24 protein-coding genes are annotated in these 20,532 nt (G+C 39.6%); 13 read left to right on the forward strand and 11 right to left on the reverse strand.

Translation table 11 applies throughout. The annotated features are described in order from the left end of the window. Nucleotides 1-4: 4 nt before the first annotated feature. Nucleotides 5-1,546: a spore germination protein gene (locus ACZ9EE_RS12430; protein ID WP_476027500.1), complete on the reverse strand. Its 1,542-nt coding sequence runs from the start codon at nucleotides 1,544-1,546 to the stop codon at nucleotides 5-7. 141 nt (nucleotides 1,547-1,687) lie between these two features. Between ACZ9EE_RS12430 and ACZ9EE_RS12435 the strand changes: the two genes are divergently transcribed. The 4 genes from ACZ9EE_RS12435 to ACZ9EE_RS12450 all read left to right on the forward strand — a co-directional run bounded on the left by ACZ9EE_RS12435 (nucleotide 1,688) and on the right by ACZ9EE_RS12450 (nucleotide 4,690). After that, nucleotides 1,688-2,257, forward strand: coding sequence for an HAD hydrolase-like protein (locus ACZ9EE_RS12435; RefSeq protein WP_476027502.1), 570 nt, complete (start codon nucleotides 1,688-1,690; stop codon nucleotides 2,255-2,257). A gap of 70 nt (nucleotides 2,258-2,327) precedes the next feature. Further along, nucleotides 2,328-3,032: a DUF421 domain-containing protein gene (locus ACZ9EE_RS12440; RefSeq protein ID WP_476027504.1), complete on the forward strand. Its 705-nt coding sequence runs from the start codon at nucleotides 2,328-2,330 to the stop codon at nucleotides 3,030-3,032. A gap of 87 nt (nucleotides 3,033-3,119) precedes the next feature. Continuing rightward, the gene (locus ACZ9EE_RS12445) at nucleotides 3,120-3,998 is read left to right on the forward strand and encodes a DMT family transporter (RefSeq protein WP_476027506.1); all 879 of its coding nucleotides are present in this window, start codon (nucleotides 3,120-3,122) and stop codon (nucleotides 3,996-3,998) included. A 173-nt stretch (nucleotides 3,999-4,171) separates the two neighbouring features. Then, on the forward strand, nucleotides 4,172-4,690 hold the full coding sequence (locus ACZ9EE_RS12450; protein ID WP_476027508.1) for a DoxX family membrane protein: 519 nt from the start codon (nucleotides 4,172-4,174) through the stop codon (nucleotides 4,688-4,690). A 49-nt stretch (nucleotides 4,691-4,739) separates the two neighbouring features. Here ACZ9EE_RS12450 and ACZ9EE_RS12455 read toward each other — a convergent pair whose 3' ends face one another. Continuing rightward, nucleotides 4,740-5,129, reverse strand: a complete 390-nt coding sequence (locus ACZ9EE_RS12455; protein ID WP_476027510.1) for a YybH family protein — start codon at nucleotides 5,127-5,129, stop codon at nucleotides 4,740-4,742. A gap of 519 nt (nucleotides 5,130-5,648) precedes the next feature. On the opposite strand from ACZ9EE_RS12455, the gene ACZ9EE_RS12460 reads away from it, so the two are divergent. Further along, entirely contained in the window at nucleotides 5,649-5,813 is a 165-nt protein-coding gene (locus ACZ9EE_RS12460; protein ID WP_476027512.1) for a hypothetical protein, read from the forward strand. Between the two features lie 10 nt (nucleotides 5,814-5,823). On the opposite strand, the gene ACZ9EE_RS12465 is transcribed toward ACZ9EE_RS12460, so the two are convergent. The 5 genes from ACZ9EE_RS12465 to ACZ9EE_RS12485 all read right to left on the reverse strand — a co-directional run bounded on the left by ACZ9EE_RS12465 (nucleotide 5,824) and on the right by ACZ9EE_RS12485 (nucleotide 10,346). Beyond that, nucleotides 5,824-6,321: a DMT family transporter gene (locus tag ACZ9EE_RS12465; protein WP_476027514.1), complete on the reverse strand. Its 498-nt coding sequence runs from the start codon at nucleotides 6,319-6,321 to the stop codon at nucleotides 5,824-5,826. 21 nt (nucleotides 6,322-6,342) lie between these two features. Further along, the gene (locus tag ACZ9EE_RS12470; RefSeq protein WP_476027516.1) at nucleotides 6,343-7,020 is read right to left on the reverse strand and encodes a Crp/Fnr family transcriptional regulator; all 678 of its coding nucleotides are present in this window, start codon (nucleotides 7,018-7,020) and stop codon (nucleotides 6,343-6,345) included. Nucleotides 7,021-7,036: 16 nt separating this feature from the next. Then, nucleotides 7,037-7,462 (reverse strand): DMT family transporter, encoded by a 426-nt coding sequence (locus ACZ9EE_RS12475; RefSeq protein WP_476027518.1) that lies wholly within the window; start codon nucleotides 7,460-7,462, stop codon nucleotides 7,037-7,039. A 369-nt stretch (nucleotides 7,463-7,831) separates the two neighbouring features. Further along, the gene (locus ACZ9EE_RS12480) at nucleotides 7,832-8,479 is read right to left on the reverse strand and encodes a pentapeptide repeat-containing protein (RefSeq protein WP_476027520.1); all 648 of its coding nucleotides are present in this window, start codon (nucleotides 8,477-8,479) and stop codon (nucleotides 7,832-7,834) included. Nucleotides 8,480-9,113: 634 nt separating this feature from the next. After that, a complete protein-coding gene (locus tag ACZ9EE_RS12485) occupies nucleotides 9,114-10,346 on the reverse strand; it encodes an MFS transporter (protein WP_476027522.1) in 1,233 nt (410 codons plus the stop codon). 413 nt (nucleotides 10,347-10,759) lie between these two features. Between ACZ9EE_RS12485 and ACZ9EE_RS12490 the strand changes: the two genes are divergently transcribed. Continuing rightward, the gene (locus ACZ9EE_RS12490) at nucleotides 10,760-11,281 is read left to right on the forward strand and encodes a M15 family metallopeptidase (protein WP_476032940.1); all 522 of its coding nucleotides are present in this window, start codon (nucleotides 10,760-10,762) and stop codon (nucleotides 11,279-11,281) included. Between the two features lie 56 nt (nucleotides 11,282-11,337). On the opposite strand, the gene ACZ9EE_RS12495 is transcribed toward ACZ9EE_RS12490, so the two are convergent. After that, entirely contained in the window at nucleotides 11,338-12,201 is an 864-nt protein-coding gene (locus ACZ9EE_RS12495; protein ID WP_476027524.1) for a LysR family transcriptional regulator, read from the reverse strand. Between the two features lie 147 nt (nucleotides 12,202-12,348). Here ACZ9EE_RS12495 and ACZ9EE_RS12500 point away from each other — a divergent pair, with 147 nt between their 5' ends. Next, nucleotides 12,349-13,116 (forward strand): class I SAM-dependent methyltransferase, encoded by a 768-nt coding sequence (locus tag ACZ9EE_RS12500; protein WP_476027526.1) that lies wholly within the window; start codon nucleotides 12,349-12,351, stop codon nucleotides 13,114-13,116. Nucleotides 13,117-13,223: 107 nt separating this feature from the next. Here the strand turns inward: ACZ9EE_RS12500 and ACZ9EE_RS12505 are convergent, their stop codons facing one another. Both ACZ9EE_RS12505 and ACZ9EE_RS12510 read right to left on the reverse strand, forming a co-directional pair. Beyond that, nucleotides 13,224-13,787, reverse strand: a complete 564-nt coding sequence (locus tag ACZ9EE_RS12505) for a TetR/AcrR family transcriptional regulator (protein ID WP_476027528.1) — start codon at nucleotides 13,785-13,787, stop codon at nucleotides 13,224-13,226. A gap of 224 nt (nucleotides 13,788-14,011) precedes the next feature. Next, entirely contained in the window at nucleotides 14,012-14,449 is a 438-nt protein-coding gene (locus ACZ9EE_RS12510) for an SRPBCC family protein (protein WP_476027530.1), read from the reverse strand. 250 nt (nucleotides 14,450-14,699) lie between these two features. Between ACZ9EE_RS12510 and ACZ9EE_RS12515 the strand changes: the two genes are divergently transcribed. Further along, nucleotides 14,700-15,668: an NAD(P)-dependent alcohol dehydrogenase gene (locus tag ACZ9EE_RS12515; protein WP_476032941.1), complete on the forward strand. Its 969-nt coding sequence runs from the start codon at nucleotides 14,700-14,702 to the stop codon at nucleotides 15,666-15,668. A 276-nt stretch (nucleotides 15,669-15,944) separates the two neighbouring features. On the opposite strand, the gene ACZ9EE_RS12520 is transcribed toward ACZ9EE_RS12515, so the two are convergent. After that, entirely contained in the window at nucleotides 15,945-16,268 is a 324-nt protein-coding gene (locus ACZ9EE_RS12520) for a winged helix-turn-helix transcriptional regulator (RefSeq protein WP_476027532.1), read from the reverse strand. Nucleotides 16,269-16,514: 246 nt separating this feature from the next. On the opposite strand from ACZ9EE_RS12520, the gene ACZ9EE_RS12525 reads away from it, so the two are divergent. From ACZ9EE_RS12525 to ACZ9EE_RS12545, 5 genes are all read left to right on the forward strand, one after another. Next, nucleotides 16,515-17,624 carry an FAD-dependent monooxygenase gene (locus ACZ9EE_RS12525; RefSeq protein ID WP_476027534.1) on the forward strand — a complete coding sequence of 370 codons (1,110 nt, stop codon included), beginning with the start codon at nucleotides 16,515-16,517 and terminating at the stop codon, nucleotides 17,622-17,624. A 34-nt stretch (nucleotides 17,625-17,658) separates the two neighbouring features. Beyond that, a complete protein-coding gene (locus tag ACZ9EE_RS12530; protein ID WP_476027536.1) occupies nucleotides 17,659-18,390 on the forward strand; it encodes a GTP cyclohydrolase II in 732 nt (243 codons plus the stop codon). Nucleotides 18,391-18,441: 51 nt separating this feature from the next. Next, a complete protein-coding gene (ribD, locus tag ACZ9EE_RS12535; protein WP_476027538.1) occupies nucleotides 18,442-19,527 on the forward strand; it encodes a bifunctional diaminohydroxyphosphoribosylaminopyrimidine deaminase/5-amino-6-(5-phosphoribosylamino)uracil reductase RibD in 1,086 nt (361 codons plus the stop codon). Between the two features lie 3 nt (nucleotides 19,528-19,530). Next, a complete protein-coding gene (locus tag ACZ9EE_RS12540) occupies nucleotides 19,531-19,695 on the forward strand; it encodes a hypothetical protein (RefSeq protein ID WP_476027540.1) in 165 nt (54 codons plus the stop codon). Between the two features lie 158 nt (nucleotides 19,696-19,853). Further along, on the forward strand, nucleotides 19,854-20,483 hold the full coding sequence (locus ACZ9EE_RS12545; protein ID WP_476027542.1) for a 5' nucleotidase, NT5C type: 630 nt from the start codon (nucleotides 19,854-19,856) through the stop codon (nucleotides 20,481-20,483). Nucleotides 20,484-20,532 lie beyond the last annotated feature (49 nt).

Genomic DNA, 20,532 nt, shown 5'->3' on the forward strand with positions numbered 1-20,532 from the left:
GTTTTTATCCCTTTCTTTGTCTAACCATATCCTTTGGTTTTAAATAACCAGGGCGAAACCTTTCTTTAAACGGAACATGCCGGATAATCAAATCCTTGGATGAAAAGAAGCGCGGTGTCATCGGTGCAAAGTATGGGGTACCAAATGATTTTAACGAAACAAGATAAAACAATCCTAACATAAATAAAGACGTTGCCCCGTAGATACCCATAGCCCCGGCAGCAAAAATAAATAAAAAGCGGCTGATTCGGATGGCAAAGTTAAGACTGGCATCACTGATAATAAATGAACTTAAGCCGCTTAAGGCAATGACGATGATAACGATTGGACTAATCACATTTGCTGATACGGCCGCTTGTCCCAAAATTAAGGCACCAACAATACCTATTGTAGGACCAATCGGAGACGGGACACGCAACCCGGCCTCCCGAATGAGCTCAAAGGCAATTTCCATCATCAAAATTTCGATAATCGATGGAAAAGGAACGCGTTCTCTTGTCCCAGCAATCGCCATTAATAAATCCGGTGGAATCATACCAACATGGTAATTGGTAATGGCAATATAAAAGGAAGAGGCGAATGCCGCAACAAACATCGCCATTAACCGCAAGATGCGAATGAAATTTCCATACGGTGTCCTTAGATAATGATCCTCAGGAGAATGGATGATTGCCCAAAATGTAGCTGGCAGCACCAAACAGCTGGGCGAGTTTGACATCAATAGAATAATATGACCCTCTTCAATGAAGGAGGCTGCCCGGTCAGGACGTTCTGTATACAATAGCGTTGGAAATAGAGATCTGGGCCGCTCTTCAAGATATTGCTCTAATATACTTAAATCGAGGATTTTATCTGTATCAAGTTCGGCTAATTTTTCCTTGATGTTTTTGAGCAGCTCTTCACTCGCTAAATCTTTCTGATAAACAAGAAAGACATCATTCCTTGACCGTTTCGATACAACCTGAGACTCAACAATGAGATTTTCATTTTTAATCTTTTTGCGGATAAGGGCTATATTATCAATTACCTTTTCATTAAAGGCTTCCTTTGCCCCTTTGACAATTACCTCATTCTCCGACGTCTCTATTCCACGACCGCGCGTTTTGGTCGTTTCAAACAAATAGCAGTCCTGATCACCATCGATAAACAGTGCGGTTAAGCCACCTGTTATAAACTCTGTAATTTCCCCGATGATGGTCGATGATTTTAGAATGGGATAGGAAACTATATCCTCAATATTTCCTGTAGGCTGATCGCTTTTGAGTAATTTTTCGATGATGCCTTCCTGAATATTTTGGACATCAACCATTGTACTTATATAGATAATAAAGGCACGACGGTCTAGTGCCCTAATCCTAAATTCACGTAGTTTGACATCCGCATTTTTCGGATAACTAAAGAGGGTTTTAAAGGTCTCCAAATTATCTTCATAATTCTTGCTTATATCTCTTTTCTTTAGATCTATTACCTTTTGATTAGAATGTTCGTCAAACTGTGGTTCAGAATTTAATTTGCTCAGAAGCATTTTCAAAATTGTCTTCTTCATTATGAACCACCCCCATTTTTAAATAGTTTTCCAACTTTTGGGGTCTTTATGTATGTAAGGAAAGGATTGGAATAATTGAATATAGTCTGATTTTTCTATAGGATAAGGAAAGTGAAAACTATTAAGAATTGAGGGATAAAAATGAATTTACTTTGGGATTTTGATGGGACCCTTTTTGATACATATCCAGCACTAGTTGAGGGGTTCGTAAGTCTTAGCAAGCAGGACCTTGATCGGACCGAGGTATTACGGTGGCTCAAAAAGGATTCCAAGACAGCCTTTAAGCATTATGGTATTTCGGAAGACCTGAGGGCTGAATATCAACGGTTATACAATATCCACTCTGTAAACAGCCAGCCTTTTGATCATATTGAGGAGGTTTTGGCTTCAGTTGATCATAATTTTATTGTCACACATCGTGAAAAGGAATCCACCCTGATGCTGCTTGAAAAATTCAATTTATTAAAATACTTCAAAGAGATTGTCTCCGTCGAAGAACAAGGGTTTACTAGAAAGCCGCATACGGCTTCCTATGAGTACGTCTTAAGTAATAATCACATTGATTTGGTTGTAGGTGATCGCGATTTGGATTTAATCCCGGCGCGTAGTTTAAACATTAAAACAGTTGCGTTTCAAAATCCTAATATCACCGCGGATTTTCACATTGATAATTATTCGGATTTTATTTCTAAGGTCCTTAATCAGTTATAGAATAGTGTAGAATAAATCTCATCCCAAAAGAACAAACTATCCCAAACAAATCATCGTTTGGGAGAAACGTATGTCAGTGTTTTTAGTCATTATCATGAGAACGATCACCGCTTTTATCATATTGTGGATTTTTGTACATATTCTCGGAAAACGGACCATTTTTCAAAAAACCTATCATTTGTTTATTGCCACCATTACCATGGGTACAATAGCAGGAAATTTAACCTTTAATTATAAAATCAGCTTTCTGTATTTTGTCCTTTCGTTTGTCATTATGGGATCCATTATTTTCACTCTAAATATCCTCTCTGTCAAAAGTCAGCGCTTTCGAGAACGAATTGCCGGAAAACCTGTCACGCTCATACATCAGGGGAAAATCCTAGAGGAATCATTACAAAAAATTGGGTTTTCAATTGACATGCTGAAACAAGCATTACGAGGCAAAGATATCTTTAATATGGATGAAGTCGAGTGGGCTATCTTAGAGGTAAATGGCTCCCTATCAGTTTTAAAAAAAGCAGAATACCAAAGTATCACCCGAAAAGATTTAAATATGAATCCGACACCGTACAAGGTTCCAGTAGAATTAATAATGGATGGTGAGATATTATCGGATAAACTCACAAACTCTCCCTACAGCGAAGAATGGCTCAAAGCAGAACTCAAAAAAAGGAATACTCAGGTGTCTGAAGTCGCTTACGCCGTCGTGGGGACAAAAGGAAACTTGTATATTGATTTATATCAAGACAAGCAGCAGCCATCAACCAAAAGATGAGCTGCTGTTTTTTTTAGAAACCCTCCAGAAAACGGTTGTGAAAACACGTATTTTATGATTCGATTAACTATACTAGGGGGGTTAGACATGAAAGGCAAAATGAGACTTATCACGACCATGCTCATCTTCGGGAGCATTGGGGTCTTTGTAAAAAATATTGAAATGTCTTCCAGTGAGATTGCGTTTTTAAGAGGGGTAATCGGAAGCCTGTTCCTGCTTGGAGTTAGTTTTTTAGTCAAACATAAGCCAGCGTTCAAAGCGCTAAAAGCAAACGCACTCCTACTCTTAATATCAGGAGGAGCAATCGGCCTGAATTGGATTTTCTTATTTGAGTCATATCGGTACACAACCATTTCTAACGCTACGATTAGCTATTACTTTGCGCCCATCTTTGTGATGATCCTGGCGCCATGGGTTCTGAAGGAAAAACTGACAAGCGTAAAGATTGGCTGCATTATCGCCGCGATGATTGGCCTGTTTTTAATTGTAAATCCTGGAGGAGAAGGGCAAAATCAGACCCTTGGCATCTTGTATGGTCTGCTAGCAGCAGCCCTATATGCAAGCGTCATCCTGATGAACAAATTTATTAAGAACCTATCAGGGTTTGAAATTACCTTAGTTCAATTAATGGCTGCAGCCATAGTGCTATTGCCATATGTATGGTGGCATGGGGATCTTACTTTTACAGGGCTAAACTCTACTTCATTTATCTTTATCCTGATTCTTGGTATTGTCCATACAGGATTGGCCTATTTTTTATATTTCACCTCGATTCAAGAACTTAAGGGCTCCACTATTGCTGTCCTGAGTTATATAGATCCTATTTCCGCCGTTATTATCGCAGCCATTTTCTTAGGTGAAAGCATGACGGTCATTCAAATGATTGGCGGTATCCTTATCCTCGGCTCGACCTTATTAAGTGAAAAACTAGAGTTAAAAATCAAGACTCCCACTACCACCCCGTAGTGGGAGTTTTGATTTTGTATTCTCACTTACATTAAGCCCTCACTGACTGTCAAATTTCTGCCATAACTTTTCGAACAAACTTTGAACTTATCCCTATTGCCATGTTTTTTAAGTGAAAAAAGAATATAGTAGAACCATAAAGAGAAAACAAAAAAAGAAGGGCGGAATCATTTATGTTTAACAAATTTTTAAGAGAAAATAAAATTGCTTCTTATATTCTAACTGTCTTGCGTTTATATCTTGGCTACTCTTGGATTAGCGGAGGAATTGGAAAATTAACGAGCGGTGGATTCGATGCTTCTGGATTTTTAAAAGGAGCGATCGCCAACCCAGTTAAAGGCCCGGACGGCGCAGTCGTATTTGGCTGGTATGTAGACTTCCTAAAACACTTTGCTTTGCCAAATGTTGATATCTTTAACGTCATCGTTCCTTGGGGTGAAACATTAATCGGGTTAGGCTTAATTCTTGGCTGCTTAACAACTGCTGCAATGTTCTTTGGTCTAGTGATGAACTTCTCTTTCTTCCTTGCAGGAACAGTATCTCATAACCCTAGAGACATTTTCTTAGGCTTCATCATCTTAACTGCTGGCTACAATGCTGGTAAAATCGGTTTAGACCGCTGGGTTGTTCCTTTTGTTAGAAAAATGGCTAACAAAAATGCTGGTGCTGAAAAGCCTAAAGCAACGGTTTAAAACAACATAATGAAAAGACGGTTCAGGATTCCGAACCGTCTTTTTTATTTTAATTATTTATTAAATCCGTTCCATAAGAGTTATCGATCGCACACAACCATTGCCCTTGTGCATCCTTCTTAAAAACATAGGTTGCTCTTCTATCCATTGAATACTCCGAATCCTTTTTATCGGTATCAAGCAGCGTTTGAGAAATAACCAACGCAGTGTCTCCGGTTTCTAAGATCAACATTTCTCCTTGTGTTGGTTGAAGACTGTTATTAAAATACTTTGCAATCGCTATAAAAGCTTTTTTGATTTCTTCTTTACCTTTTGCAATCATTCCAGGCTTAACAACCAAAATGGCATCATCAGTATAATAATTCATCAGTGTATCAAAATCTTCCTGCTTTATAGCATTGTCACACTTCTTTATAACCTCTTTTAATTCATGCTCCAACCATTTTCCCTCCCGATAAAACAATTTAGACTTAATAATATTTTAATAGAGAATTAATATGCTTATAACAAATAAGACACAGTTTGTTAATATTAAATGGGTATACTTCATATTAGTGGGGATAGCATGTGTGGCTATCATGGTATTTGGCGTAGGTGGAGCCGGTACTAGAGGGGACGGGATGATGAATTAAGTACTGCAGTTCAAGACCCCAGTAATTTACTTTTGGCCAATTGATTCCAATTTCTTTTTGATGGCGCGCTCTTGATCGATTTCTAGCTTCTCCTTAGGTAGCATGGATTTATCAAAAATTCAACACGGTACTGATTATTTAAATTTATAATTCTCTACTCGGGAGTAATTTCCCTTCATCCGAGACTAAACACCCCCCTTTTTTAGGCATAAAATCCTTTCATCCGAATGTCAGCTCTCTTTATCCAAAAGATGGACAGATTCCCTAATTCCATAAATATTTTCACCTCCTTCTAGAAACGATAAGAATGGAGGTGAAATATCCTGATGAAAAACGAAAACGACAGCGGGGGAAACCAAATGAAGTATAGTATTTGGAATACTCGTACAGAAGAAAATACTGAAATCACCAAAGAGAAAATAACCGAAGCTTTAGAACGTTCCCATCTGCAATCAAATTCAACAGATCAGCATGACTTAAAGCAGCCGTAAAATGGCTGCTTTAGTTTCTACCTAGATGCTCTGACCCATTCTGAATAATTCTAGACACTTTTTGACTCTCTTGTCTGCCGCCAAACTTAAATACCACAATTCCGGCCACAATCACCAGTACACCAAGCAAATGTTTAAAAGTAAAAGGAACCTTTTCCAGCCCCATAAACCCCATAGAATCCCACCATAATGCGAACGCAAGCTGCGAGATTAAGGCGATTGAAATAGCAACTGTTGGTCCGAGTCGTTTGATTCCTTGAACAATACAAGTCACCACTCCTACTCCAATGACTCCGCTCACCCAGTACCAGGGCTTCATCCCATGTAACTGAAACAATTCTCCCCCTTCAAAAATCAGTCCCATTATAAGAGATGCCAAAAATCCAAGTCCTAATACCAGGGTAGTTGTCGCCCAAGAACCAGCGCGTTCATTGACCTTACTGTTAAATATGTTTTGCAGACTTACTAACGAACCCGCGATCAACGCAAAAATAAATCCTACTATCATTTATGCTTCTCTCCCTAAACCTTATTCGTAAATATTGTCCCCAGCAAGCTTTCTTAATCCCTCTATATCCTTTACAACAATAAAGCCTCGATTCCGCTCAATCAGACCTTCATTGCAAAACTGAGTGATCACCCGATTTAAGTGACGGTAGCTTGTTCCAATTAAGCTGGCAGCGTCCTTTATACTGGTAATTAGCTCCGATTCCTCAAACGAAATAGATAAAAGGTAACTCGCCAGCCGGACTTCCACAGGGTACAAAATATTAAAACTCATTGATTTATTTTTAAGATGAAACTTTTTCGTAATAATCTCTAATAAAAAGTTGAGCAATGGTGCATGGTCACGCCCATATTGTTTCAGCCAGCGGTGCTGAACACCGATCATCATAACCGACGATACCGCTTCAACCGTGTTGATAAAATCAATCCCCTGTACGTATTCCAGGTCGCCAATGACCTCAAGCTGCGTTTTAAACGAAAGGATAAGGGTTTTGCCTTCAGGAGAATTAGTATAGATTTTAATCTTTCCTTCAACCAGAATATATAAATATTGCGCTGGATCACCTTGAGAGCATATCAACTCCCCCTTATCAAACCAATACAGAGTTAAATGCTGAAGGAGCTGTTCCGTAAATATCCTATCAATCCGATGCCTCTTGATATAAGACTCCAACTTACCGCGATCTATGATTTCCCGCATGTCTTCCGACCTCCATTTAGAAACGAAGTATGACTACACCGGCAATCATCAAACCAATTCCGATAAATTGCGGCAGTCTCATCCGTTGTTTGACAAGCCCAAACCAGCCATTACTATCAATAATAAAGGTTAACGTTAACTGGGCAATCAATATCGCCGAAATTGACATAGTCACCCCAATCCTTTGGATCGATGTGACGTTACCAAAAATAACAATTGCCGCAAACGCGCCTCCAGATAAATATAAAGGATTTACCTGTTTGAATCCTTGCCATTTATTTTCACGCACGAATAAAGTAATCACGAGGGCCACCACAAAACCGGTAAACTGGGTAATCGTTGCTGCCTGCCACGTCCCAATGCCCTCACTAATCCGTGTATTGGCTACCCCTTGTAGTGTAATAAAAGCTCCCCCCAAAACGGCAAATAGGAATCCTTTCATCTTGTATCTCTCCCTAAACTTGATTTACCTTTATTAAAAAATATTTCTTCATGTTCAGGGTAGGACATATGTCCTCAAGTTCAACATTTTTATTTTGACCCGGAGTATTAATATCGATCAATGAACAAGACTAATATAATATTCTCTGTTAGGCATGAGTTATTTAAAATGAGACAGCTAACCTTAAACTATATAATTTTATTTCTCGCCCTTATATGTTGGTTATCATCTATACCGGTTTAGGAATATACATTTTACATCAAGGCTGGACTCGTATTTTTTAATTCTCATTGATGGAATTATTATTACAATTAAAAAAACTGCAAAAAAAACGATGCTTCGTATTATGGATGCATCGTTCTAAAAAGCTTATTGTTTTACCTTTAATCCAATCAAAGAAGCAAACCCGATTGCCTGTTCCGGTGATACTTCACAGCCCGCCAGACTTTCAATCGACACATTTAATTTTTCAAATCGGCAAGTACTAATGTCGATCCCTTTTAATAGCGTTTGTTCAAAATGGGCATCATTAAGGTCGCATTCAGTCACTTTCACTTTAGTAAGTTTGCTATCATAAAAGTTTGCACTCTGTAACGAGCTTTGCTGAAAGGCTACCTGTTTTAAACTAGCATCAACAAACTCGCTGAAATTAGCCAAACAATTGTCAAACGTTACATTTCCCAGATTGGCATCAGAAAAATCCACACCCATTAATTTACAGTCCTTAAAGGAGACGCGGTGGATGATTCCTTCACTAAATCTAACATTGGACAAATCACAGTTTTCAAAGACTACATCTGTCATATCAATCCTATGCAGCTTAGCATTAAGAAACGTTACATTTTTAAAGACAACTCCCGAAAGTATCAGTTTATTAATTTCAACCTCATCTGCTCGAGACCCCGTAACCATACAATTGATTAATTGCGGTTCTTCTTCATTATAAACATCATTGAATTGAGCCGTACTTAAGTTTGTTGCTATTTTGGGAGATTCAATTTTAAGCCCTTTACTCATACTATCACCCTTAAGTTAGTTATTATTAGGTAACTCTACCATATGGAAGCTACTGATGATAGGTCTTTTATTTTGAAAAAAATTGTGCCCTTCTTCATTGCCCGGTGAGGTGAATTTTGCCCTGTTACGGTAAATGAAGCACTCTTTCATTCCCCGATGAGGTGAAATTTTGCCCCGTTACGGTAAATGAACGGTAAATGAAGATCCCTTTCATTGCCCGGTTGAGGTGAATTTTGCCCTGTTACGGTAAATGAAGATCCCTTTCATTGCCCCGTGAGGTGATGTTTGCCCTGTTACGGTAAATGAAGATCCCTTTCATTGCCCGATGAGGTGAATTTTGCCCTGTTACGGTAAATGGAGATCCCTTTCATTGCTCGGGTGAGGTGAATTTTGCCCCGTTACGGTAAATGAAGCCTCTTTCCATTGCCCGATGAGGTGAATTTTGCCCTATTACGGTAAATGAAGATCCCTTTGAATGAATTCTCTTCCTAAAATTAGAAAATAAATATCCAATTGACAGCCCATCATTTTAGTACTTAAACAAAAAGCACCGCAAATGCGATGCAATCAGTTAATCTGTCTAATGTGGAGATAAAAAGGAAACCGTTATAAATATCCAATCTCTCCCACAGTGTTAACTCTCCGATAATGATCGAATCTTTCTCAACGAAGGGAACAAATACATCCATAATCCTGCAACAATGATCGTTCCAACTCCACCAATAAAAGCAGCAGGAACTGTTCCAATAAGACCAGCTAGTGTTCCTGATTCAAACTCACCCAGCTGATTAGAAGTCCCAATAAATAGCGAGTTTACCGCATTCACGCGGCCGCGCATTTCATCTGGCGTTTGCAGCTGTACCAGTGAGGATCTTATGACCACACTGATGACATCCGAACCACCAATAAGCAATAACGCCACCAACGAAACAATTAAGCTGCTTGAAAGGGCGAAAAGCATCGTCGCCAAGCCAAACACAGCAAGTGCTCCAAACAGCTTTAATCCGATATTGTTTTTAAGCGGATAATAGGCAAGGACAAGCGAGACTAATAACGCACCTACTGCCGGAGCAGTCCGCATTAATCCCAATCCCCATGGACCTGTATGTAGAATATCCTGTGCATAAATCGGTAAAAGTGCGGTAGCCCCGCCAAGCAGGACGGCAAACAAATCAAGCGAGATAGTCCCTAAGATTACGGGATGACGATAGATAAATTCCAATCCTAAGAATATGGACCGTAATGATACCGGTTCTGATTTTCGGACGAATTCATGTTCAGCACGAATCATATATGTAAGAATAGCTCCGACAAGCAACGCGACTGTTGCCGTACTGTAAACAAAGGAAGCCCCTAATGAAAATAGTAAACCGCCTATCATCGGGCCTAAGATTTGGGATGTCTGCCCTGCCGTAGTACTTAATGAAATGGCTTGCTGCAGAATCTTTTTTGGTACCAATTGCGGCAATAACGCAGCTGAGGTGGGACCTTCAAATGCACGGCAAGCTCCAAGAATTGCAGCTGCCACCAATATCGCTTCACGCCCGAGCCAGCCGCCAATATTTCCATATAGAAGCAATCCAGCTATAAAAGCTTCAATAATGAGGCAGATAAAAACAATTTTTCGACGGTCATAGTTGTCTGCAACCTGACCAACAACAAATGTTAGTAGTACCATCGGAATGAACTGAGCAAGACCCACTAGCCCTAAACTGAAAGCGTCATGCGTCAAATCATACATTTGCCATCCGATCGCAACGGACAGCATTTGGAATGAGGTTGATGCTAAAATTCTCGATACCCAATAGTTCCGAAAAGCTGGCTCTCTAAAAAGTGAATCTCCTGATGAAAGCAAAATCAAATTCACGCCCTTTTTCTCAATAATGCCTATAATTTTATAGCGTCTATTATACTCCTTTTCATACTAGACTTCATTTCATATGTACCTCCATGAAGGTTCTCTTTTCTGGAACTCCACCCAATTTCACGAGAATTTGATTTTTTTCGAGGATATTGTTAATTAATTCCACGTAAATCCGACATTTTTCGTGCAAATTTAGCATATTTCCGCATAATTCCACTTTAAATTACTTTTTCTAAAACTTTTTAAGATATAATAAAGGAACCGACGGTATAGTAAAAGTTAATCGATATATTCGATACAACAACTAAAGAATTTGCGTCTTATTATAATGAAATAACTTTTCGAAAGGACTAGTCATTTTGAAGCTAAAACGGATAGGAAGTGTATTGTTTACTATAACTCTAGTTCTGGTCTTCATCCTATTCTATTTGGATTCTAAATCCTCAACACACTTGAAAAAAAATCAGTCAGTACCATTACCTACAGAACTCAATCCGGTTGTAAAAGAACGGAGCGATCAATTAATCCAACAGGCCGCCAAAAAGGGAATTGAAATTGTCATTACGGATGGCTTCCGAAGTGCGGCTGATCAGGACAGACTATATGAACAAGGCCGTACGACCGGGGGAAATATTGTTACAAATGCCAAAGGAGGAGAGTCCTATCACAATTTTGGGCTTGCCATTGACTTTGCCTTAGAGACTCCTTCAGGTGATGTAGTTTGGGATAGGGAATATGATCGAAATGAAAATGGTTTAGCAGACTGGACTGAAGTGGTTCAAATGGCAAAGGCTTTAGGATTTGAATGGGGCGGCGACTGGAAGGGTTTTAAAGATTACCCCCATTTAGAAATGAACTTCGGCCTGACTATTGCTGATTTACAGAATGGTGAGAGACCTGCCGGTACATCGCTAACAGCAGAACTCGACCAAGAATAACCATATAATAGTTACTTATGGCACCGCACTTCTGCGGTGCTTTGTGTTTCTAAAAACTAGTATGTTAAAATTGCATTTTTTAAGAATCGAGTAAAAATAAACACTTCCTCCGTCTCTACTTTTGTTAGTAAATAGGTTGAAGAAGTTGGAGGAAAAATTTGATCTGGCGTTATTTTTACTAACTTCTTCAGAGCGATTTCTTCCTTAACCACTGTAAGCGGTAAATAGGAAACACCCAGTCCTGCCTCAATAAACCGTTTGGTTACCTCCACTTGATTAACTTTCATGGTTTTGACCGTCGGATAATGCCTCTTAATCACGTCCAAAAGCGAATCCCAATAATCTGGATGGTTGTGGGTTATCAATCTATATGTATGAAGCACGTTTTGTTCATCTAAAGAGGATTCGCTTGGCCCAACTAAGATGACCGATTCTTTGTGGACTGTCTCTATTTTAATATTGGTTTGAATAGGCACGATTCTGCTTAACCCAAGGTCTGCCCTTCCAGCGCTGATTTCCTTGCCAATCTCATATGAATTGAGGACATTGATAATCACTTCGATATTCGGATTTTCATCAGTAAATTTTCGTAATAAAGCGGGCAGAAAAGATGAGGCAATTTGTGGGGCTGCCGCAATAATCAGCTTCCGATTATACCCCTGTTTCCACGATTCAAAGTCGTTCATCCCCTGCTCGTAATTATTAATTAATTCCCTCGCATAGGATAAAAACTTATAGCCAGCTGGCGTGAGAACCACTTTATTACCCACTCGTTCAAATAAAAGAATGTTAAGGTTCTCCTCCAGCCTTTTAATATGTTTAGTAACAGCAGGCTGAGTCAGAAAAAGCTCTTCAGAAGCTTCTCTAAAATTTTCATACCTGGCACAAATAATAAAGGTTCTTAACCACTTTATATCCATCGTAGATCCCCCCTATTCCAATAACAGTTTGTTATTAAATTCTATATTTTTTGTTAATATCCATTCTTTAACCCCTCCATTATAATCGAATCAATAAGAGTATACAGTTTATTTTAAAATTTCTTACAAAAGAGGAGCTGTTGCAAGATGGAAAAAATAATGGACACTTGGAATGCCAATTTATACGACTCGAAACATTCGTTTGTATCGATGTATGGGGAAAGTTTAATTGAATTATTAGCTCCTCAACAAGGGGAAAAAATCCTTGACCTTGGCTGTGGAACGGGAGATTTAGCAAAGCAATTATCTGATTATGGTTCAGAGATTATTGGGGTCGACCAATCTGACAAAATGATTGAACAAGCAAGAGGTAAATATCCAACCATTAAGTTCCTCGTTCAAGATGCAGCAGAGTTAAAATTCCAACATGAATTTGATGCTGTATTTTCTAACGCTGCACTCCATTGGATTAAACAACCAAAGCCAGTACTAACATGTATTTATAATGGCTTAAAACAAGGCGGTAGATTTGTGGCTGAATTTGGAGGTAAGGGTAATGTTCAGGCTATATCGGATGAATTGATTCGTCAAATTGAGGCAGAAGGTTTCACCTTTAACATGGAACAATTCCCTTGGTTTTTTCCGAGTATCGCTGAATACTCGTCCTTAATGGAACAAGCAGGGTTCAGAGTAACTTTTGCACAACACTTAGACCGGCCAACTCCATTGGAGGGAGAATCCGCAATTAAAAACTGGATCGATATGTTCTGCAGCGGCATGTTAGCAGGTGTTCCTGAAAGTAAAAAAGCCGGCATAATAGCAAAGGTGGAAAACAATTTAAAAGAGGTTCTATATAGAGACGGCAGCTGGATTGGGGATTATAAAAGGATTCGTGTTATCGGCTTTAAAGAATAGTTAGGACAATACAAATATTTCACCTCGAAAATAAACCAATACCTACAAGTTATGTAAAAATAACCTGTAGGTATTGGTTTATTAAAAATAACGACATAAAACAGGCTTTATTGGTATTCCTTCATGAGAGTAGGTAATAATTGCAAAATAACATTTAATGGGTGGCTTGTCTTTTGAGTAAGGCAGAGCATTATTCCACCTTCGATTGAAGCCGTCATCATAAGCGCAATTGAATCAGCTGTTTCTTTTGATAGACCATCCGCTGCTAACTTATCCGAATAAATTCCTTGCATCTTTATGTATAAGTAAGAACAGGCATTTCGGACTGGTTCACTTAATGATGCCATTTCACTAACGATACTGGTAAAGGTGTAACCAGCAATGGTACCTTCACGATCATAGTTAGCAATTAATTTTTCAATCATTGCCTGTGTGGCTTCTTGGGTAGTTTGATATCTGTTGAAAATATCCTCAATGTCTGTCGTAATCAACTCACTCATTGACTGCAGACAGGCAATAAGTAATTCTTCTTTTCCATTTGGAAAATGGTGATAGAGGGAACCCTTTGAGATGTTACACGCTTTTAATATTTCGTTTAAACCTACACCTATATACCCTTTTTGTTGGAAAAGAGTTGTTGAGACGTCGATGATCATCGATTTTGTATCCATTTCCGCTGTTAACCTCCTCGGGGTACTTCTGTTTATTACACTATCAAATAATTTTTCTATTTCAAGTTTTTGTTTAAAAATTAGTCCTATTAAAAAGAGCCCCACTCTACTATAGAAGGGCACTCCAAAGAAATATCCGGGTAGTTTCGGGTTTGGAGAATAAGAGCTGGGATAAATAAAGAAAGGAAACCTTGTTCAAGGCTTCTCCTTCTACTATCACTAAGTTAATCTTTCACTAACCCGCCTCTTAAATCAGTCACACCAAATTCCAGGTACCCTTTTAAACAGCTTAACATAAAGACCCAGCCTTCTTTATTATCTAACAGTTGATTTACAGAATCGGCATCGTTTTCATTGAAACCATCTTCAACAATTTCAATGATGGTATTAGATGGCTCCACCTCTTTTAAAGTTATAGTGACGACGTGCCCCTCTCCATTTGCGCCCCACTGGAACACAATTTTCTTGTTGGTTTGGGTTTCCAACACTTCGATTTCTAATTGGGCATTGTACTCTTTATACCTCACAGTAATGGTCTTACCTTGTTCCCATCTCTCTGAACTCGAAGAGAACCAGAAATTCCCGATTTTAGCTGGATCTACGAAGGCCTCATATACTTCATTTGCTGGTGTTTTTATATTAAATTTTGTAAGATTCCTCAACCTATCATCCCTCATTTTCTTTTTCATATTTTTAATCATTGTACTTTTAAGAGTGATTTATACTTGTAATCCCTTTAGTACTTATTTAACTCACAATATAGGATAACTTATTAATTCGCTGCGTTTCTCCCCCTACCTCCTTACAACTATGGAAAAATCTAATTGTAGTTCTTTTATCGTTCCTTTAACGATAGTTATTAGGTATTGAAGAGTTCAGTTAAAAATTCCTATGAATTTAGGAGGAGAAATGATGAAAGCGATCGTTTATGACAGATATGGTCCGCCAGATGTTCTTCAATTACAAGATGTGGAAAAACCTGAGCCTAAGGATAATCAAGTACTAGTAAAAATCCATGCAGCATCCCTGAATTATGGAAACTTGGTCCTCTTAAAAGGAGAACCGTTCTTAGCGCGCTTTGCCTTTGGTCTATTGAAACCTAAATACACTATTCCTGGAGGTGATATTGCAGGTCAGGTTGAAGCTGTTGGTAAAGATGTAAAGCAGTTTCAACCAGGAGATGAGGTGTTTGGTGACCTATCCGGATGCGGGTGGGCTGGTTTTGCCGAATATGTATCTGTTCCTGAAAATGCAATAGCATTAAAACCGGCCAATTTGTCCTTTGAAGAGGCTGCTGCGGTCCCAATGGCGGGAGTCACAGCGTTGCAGGGTCTGCGGGATAAAGGAAAACTTCAGCCCGGACAGAAGGTACTGATAAATGGTGCCTCTGGTGGTGTCGGAACGTTTGCTGTACAGATTGCGAAAGCACTCGGTGCTGAGGTAACGGGTGTGTGCAGTACGAGAAATTTAGATATTCTGGAGTCAATTGGGGCAGACTATTGTCTTGATTATACAAAGGAAAACATTACTGAAAAGGGGGAGCGTTATGACCTGATTCTTGGTGTTAACGGAGGTCTCCCTCTATCAGATTATAAGCGTGCTTTAACGCCTAACGGTATTTTTGTTCATGTCGGTGGTTCCGGCTCTCAAATGTTTCAAGCAATGGTCTTGGGACGATGGATTTCTATGACCGGGAGTAAAAAGATGGGCAGCTTTTTGCAAAGGGCTAACGAACAGGATCTGATTTTTATGAAAGAACTGGTTGAAGCCGGCCAGGTAAAACCAGTTATTGATAGATGTTATAAGTTGAGTGAAATAAGGGATGCCTTTAGGTATTTTGATGAAGGGCATGCGCAGGGGAAGGTTGTAATCACGATTTGAAAAGAATGATTCGATAGCTTTTAGGGATACCTTGTTGATCCTGTCGGAATCCCTCCTGCATTCGGACAGGACCTCCTCTCTTCGCAACTCTTCTGTCCGAATCAGACTCGGATTCGGACTTGCCCCCCTCATCTTCTTGACAATCCAGTCGGAATCAACCCTGTATTTGGACTAGCCGAGTCATCTTCCTGACGATTCTGTCCTAATCGCAAATCACTTTTTATGTAAATAAAAAAACGGATGGCATTTTACACCATCCGAAAGCTGCTGTTTGTTTTATTGTTCCGATTCAACTGGAAGCCAGGCTTGTGACCATTTCTCAATTTCTCTAATGATGGGTTCCAAGGCTAGTCCTTTATCGGTTAGGGAATATTCTATACGTACTGGTGTCTCAGGGAACACCTCGCGTTTAACGATTCCTTGATTTTCTAAATCCTTTAGACGCTCCGAAAGAACCCTTCCACTAATTCCCATAGAAGCTTCTAGTGAACAAAAGCGTTTCGACCCTGTTAGCAGCTGATAAATCACTAGACCTGTCCAGCGCTGGCTCATCATCACCATGGCTTTTTCGAATCGAGGACAAATTTCAGGTTGATTCATGGTTTCCCCTCCTATTCATTATTATCATATTACAAATCACAATATAATTACAATACATTATAAAATTATTTGACATAACTTAATTTCAAAAATATAATAAGTTACATAAAGTAAGTGAGTTATTAAGCCGAAGGAAGTAACATTATTACCATTATAATTCTGGTTCGATTGCTCTTTTCTTTTTACATTACCGATAAGTTGATATAAATAGAATCTATACGACACTAAATAAGGTGGTCCTTAAACATGAATTATGAAGCAGATGTTTGTATTGTCGGTGGTGGTCCAGGCGGTGCATTACTAGGATATTTGCTTGCGGAAAAAGGTATATCAACCATCGTTCTTGAACGTCACACAGGGATCGACAAAGAATTTCGGGGCGAACATCTCAATCAGGACGGAGAACGTGTTTTAAAAAAATATAATCTATATAATGAAGTACAAGAAGCTGGGCTGCTATTAATGGAACGGGTAGAATATTGGCAGCATGGTCATGTAATAAAAACTGTTATACCAGCAGCAGGTGAGGAACACGTGGGTATCCATGTCCCACAGAGAAATCTGTTAAGTGTATTGATTCGCAAATCTGAACCCTATCAGAATTACAAGCTTTTAATGGGGACAAAAGTGACTGAAATAAGCTTTAATAATAATGGAGATGTAACAGGTCTTATCGCAACAAAAGGCGAGCAAGAGGTAACCATAAAAACTAAGATTGTCGTTGGCGCGGATGGCCGATTCTCGACAGTTAGAAGGCTTGCGGAAATACCTTTTGCAACCATTAAACATGGGTATGACTTGCTTTGGGCGAAAATCCCGAGCCCTGAAGGATGGGAGCCAACCATTAAAAATGCTCTAGTCGGCGGCAAGCAGCTAGCCTTGTTTACCCAGGAAGGCGGATTTATTCAGATTGGCTGGAACATTGATGAAGACGCATATCCAACATTGAAAAAGCAATCATTTGCCCCATTTATTGAGCAAGTGATCGAGGCATTTCCAGAGCTAACGGAAACCGTCCATCAGAACATACAGTCATGGAACGACTTTATTTTATTAAAAGTACAAAGCAGTCATTCAACGATATGGGCGAAGGACGGGGTTGTCATCATGGGGGATGCAGCTCATACCATGAGCCCAACAGGTGCGTTCGGAATCAATTGCGCCCTTTTAGATGCTGATGCTTTAGCAGCTGTCATCGAGGAAGCACTCGATCGAAAAGATTGGAGTGCAGCACAATTAAGAAAATTAGAAGACTCCCGGCGTGCTGATACCGAGAAATTACAAAGGCAGCAATTGATTAAAGAACAAACCTTTCAAGACAATTTTAAAATTCCTGCACTGTCAACAAGTGTTTAGAAACCAATAAAAACATGGGATTGGGGAAATGATTATGGAACAAGTTCAATTAAAGGCGGACGTCCTTTCTATATTAGAGGATAAAATAAAATTGATTAAAAAAGGCGATGAGGCCATCTATCTGGTTGGTCCAATTAAACTGCCTGTTAATTTATATGGGGAAACGATTGAGTTTAAATGGTACAGCTGGTTAAAGACCGAGCATGTTACCGAAGATTTTCAACAAGTCATCCAGCATTTATCTTCTGCTAAGTTAGCAGAATTTCAACAATCAAGTGTCCTCGTTTACGGCGATTTTGAATACGGGGATGATGCCTTAATTCGGATGCACTCCATCTGCCACACTGGCGATATCTTTGGCAGCAAACGCTGTGATTGCGGCTTCCAGCTGAGACAGTCGATGAAAATGATTGTCGAGCATGGTTCAGGCGCGTTATTTTATCTAGCTAATCACGAAGGCAGAGGAATCGGTTTATTTAGCAAGGCAATGGCCTATATTCTTCAAGAAAATGGATATGATACAGTTGAGGCAAATGAAGGTTTAGGTTTTGCTGATGATACTAGAAACTATGATGATGCAATTGAAGTATTAAAGGCATTACGATCAAAGCCAGTAACACTCATTACAAACAATCCGAAAAAGCTGAAAGCCTTAAAAAATGCAGGTGCCCCGCTCTCCGGCAGAACTCCATTATGGGGTGATGTTTCTGAGTACAATGAGAAATACTTAAAGACAAAAGTTAATAAATCAGGACATTTAGAGTAGCTTGGAAAAGCTTTGAGAAACAGGATGATACGGCAGGAGGATATGGGTTTTATGAATGATGAATTTTATATGCAATTGGCATTAAAGAATGCCCAAGCCATGAAAGGTCAGACCGATCCGAATCCACTGGTTGGTGCTGTGATTGTCAATGACAATCGAATCCTAGGGGTCGGCGCTCACATGAAAGCCGGCGAACCACATGCTGAAATCCATGCCCTTCGAATGGCAGGAGATCACGCTAAAGGCGCGACCATCTATGTAACTCTAGAGCCATGTTCCCATCATGGGAGAACAGGTCCTTGTGCCGTAGCACTAGTCGAGGCTGGAGTGAAGAAAGTCGTCATCGCGACATTGGATCCGAATCCTGTGGTCGCAGGTAACGGAGTAAAAATACTTAAAGATGCCGGGATTGAAGTCGTAATAGGGGTTTGTGAGGAAGAATCCCGTCAAATGAATGAAGTATTTAATAAATTCATCATTGAGAAAAAACCATTTGTCACCTTAAAAGCAGCCACTACTCTCGATGGTAAAACGGCTACCCATACAGCCAGCAGCAAGTGGATTACCGCTGAGGCTGCACGGAGTGATGTTCATCAGCTGCGAAGTGAAAATATGGCAATCCTTGTCGGGGTTAATACAGTGGTGGAAGACAACCCTGAACTAACCTCAAGAATTCAAAATGGACGAAATCCGATTCGGGTGATATTGGATTCTAAGCTCAGAATTCCTTTGGGTGCTAAGGTAGTAACCGATCAGCAGGCAGAAACTTGGGTTTTTACTAGTGAAAATTATGACGTAGAAAAACGGAAACAGTTAGAGGAACTGGGCATCTCCGTTTTTGTAACTAGCGGCTCAAGTCAAGTGGATCCGGCGGAGGTAATGAATACCCTTGGGGAAAAGCTTGTATCCTCCGTGTTAATTGAAGCAGGCGGTACGATCAATGCGGCTCTTTTTGAAAAACAGTTAATTGATAAAGTGGTCCTATACATGGCTCCAAAACTTGTAGGCGGGCAGTCCGCTCCTACCTTTTTAGAAGGAGCAGGAATTGCCGAAATGGGTAATGCCGTTGAGTTAGCCAATCTAAATGTTGTACCAATTGGCAGGGATTTTAAATTCACGGGATATCCGATATATTAAAAAATGGACGGTGCTGGTCACCATCCATTTTTTTTAGATGAAAAAGCAGTTCATTTACCGTTACCGGGGTATGTTGTACCACACTGGGAAATGAAAGAGCGCTTCATTTACCTAACAGGGGTAATCGCCACCTCACTGGGCAATGAAAGGGTGCTTCATTTACCGTAACAGGGGTAATCGCCACCTCTCCGGGCAATGAAAGGGTACTTCATTTACCGTAACAGGGGTAATCGCCACCTCATCGGGCAATGAACGGGCTCTTCATTTACCGTTACTGGGGTAATTGCCATCTCATCGGGCAATGAAAGAGCTCTACAACAATCGAAATGGGAAAAGGAATTTTTCTAAAAGATAAAAATAAGCAATTTGAAAGAGGGGTTAACATGAGATTTGGTTTTGATATTGATGATACGCTGATTAATTTACGAGAGCATGCCTTCCACATCTATAATAAGAAACTAGGCCAGGAAATAGGACTTGAAGTTTTTAACGCGTTAAAAAAAGTAGAGATTCATGAGCCATTTGGAATGACAGCCGAAGAAGGCTCGAAGATGTGGAAAAATACACTGGAGGAAATTTACTACACTAATTGTCCCGCTTTTCCCGGAGCGGTGGAACTGCTGCAGGAGCTAGAAAGGCAAGGACATGAAATTTATTATATTACGGCACGTTACCACGAGCATGGTGAGCGTACGAAGAAATGGTTATTGGATCACGGCTTTCCTGTTCATGATGAGCGCTTCTTCTGGGGAATGAAGGATCATGAAAAAGTGAATATTATTAAGCAATTACACTTGGATTTTTACTTTGACGACAAGCCAGAGATTTTACAGACTCTGTCAGAAGAAACCGTAAAAGTCTATCTGAAAGATCAATCCTATAACCGGCATATAACAATGCCTCGGATTGTAAACTGGCCGGAGTATCAGGATTTTCTTAAGAATTTAGCAGACTAAAAACGAACATTTACCTCCATCTCAAATGTAGTATGATATACTAATTTAG

This window comes from Bacillus sp. URHA0034 (assembly GCF_056280405.1).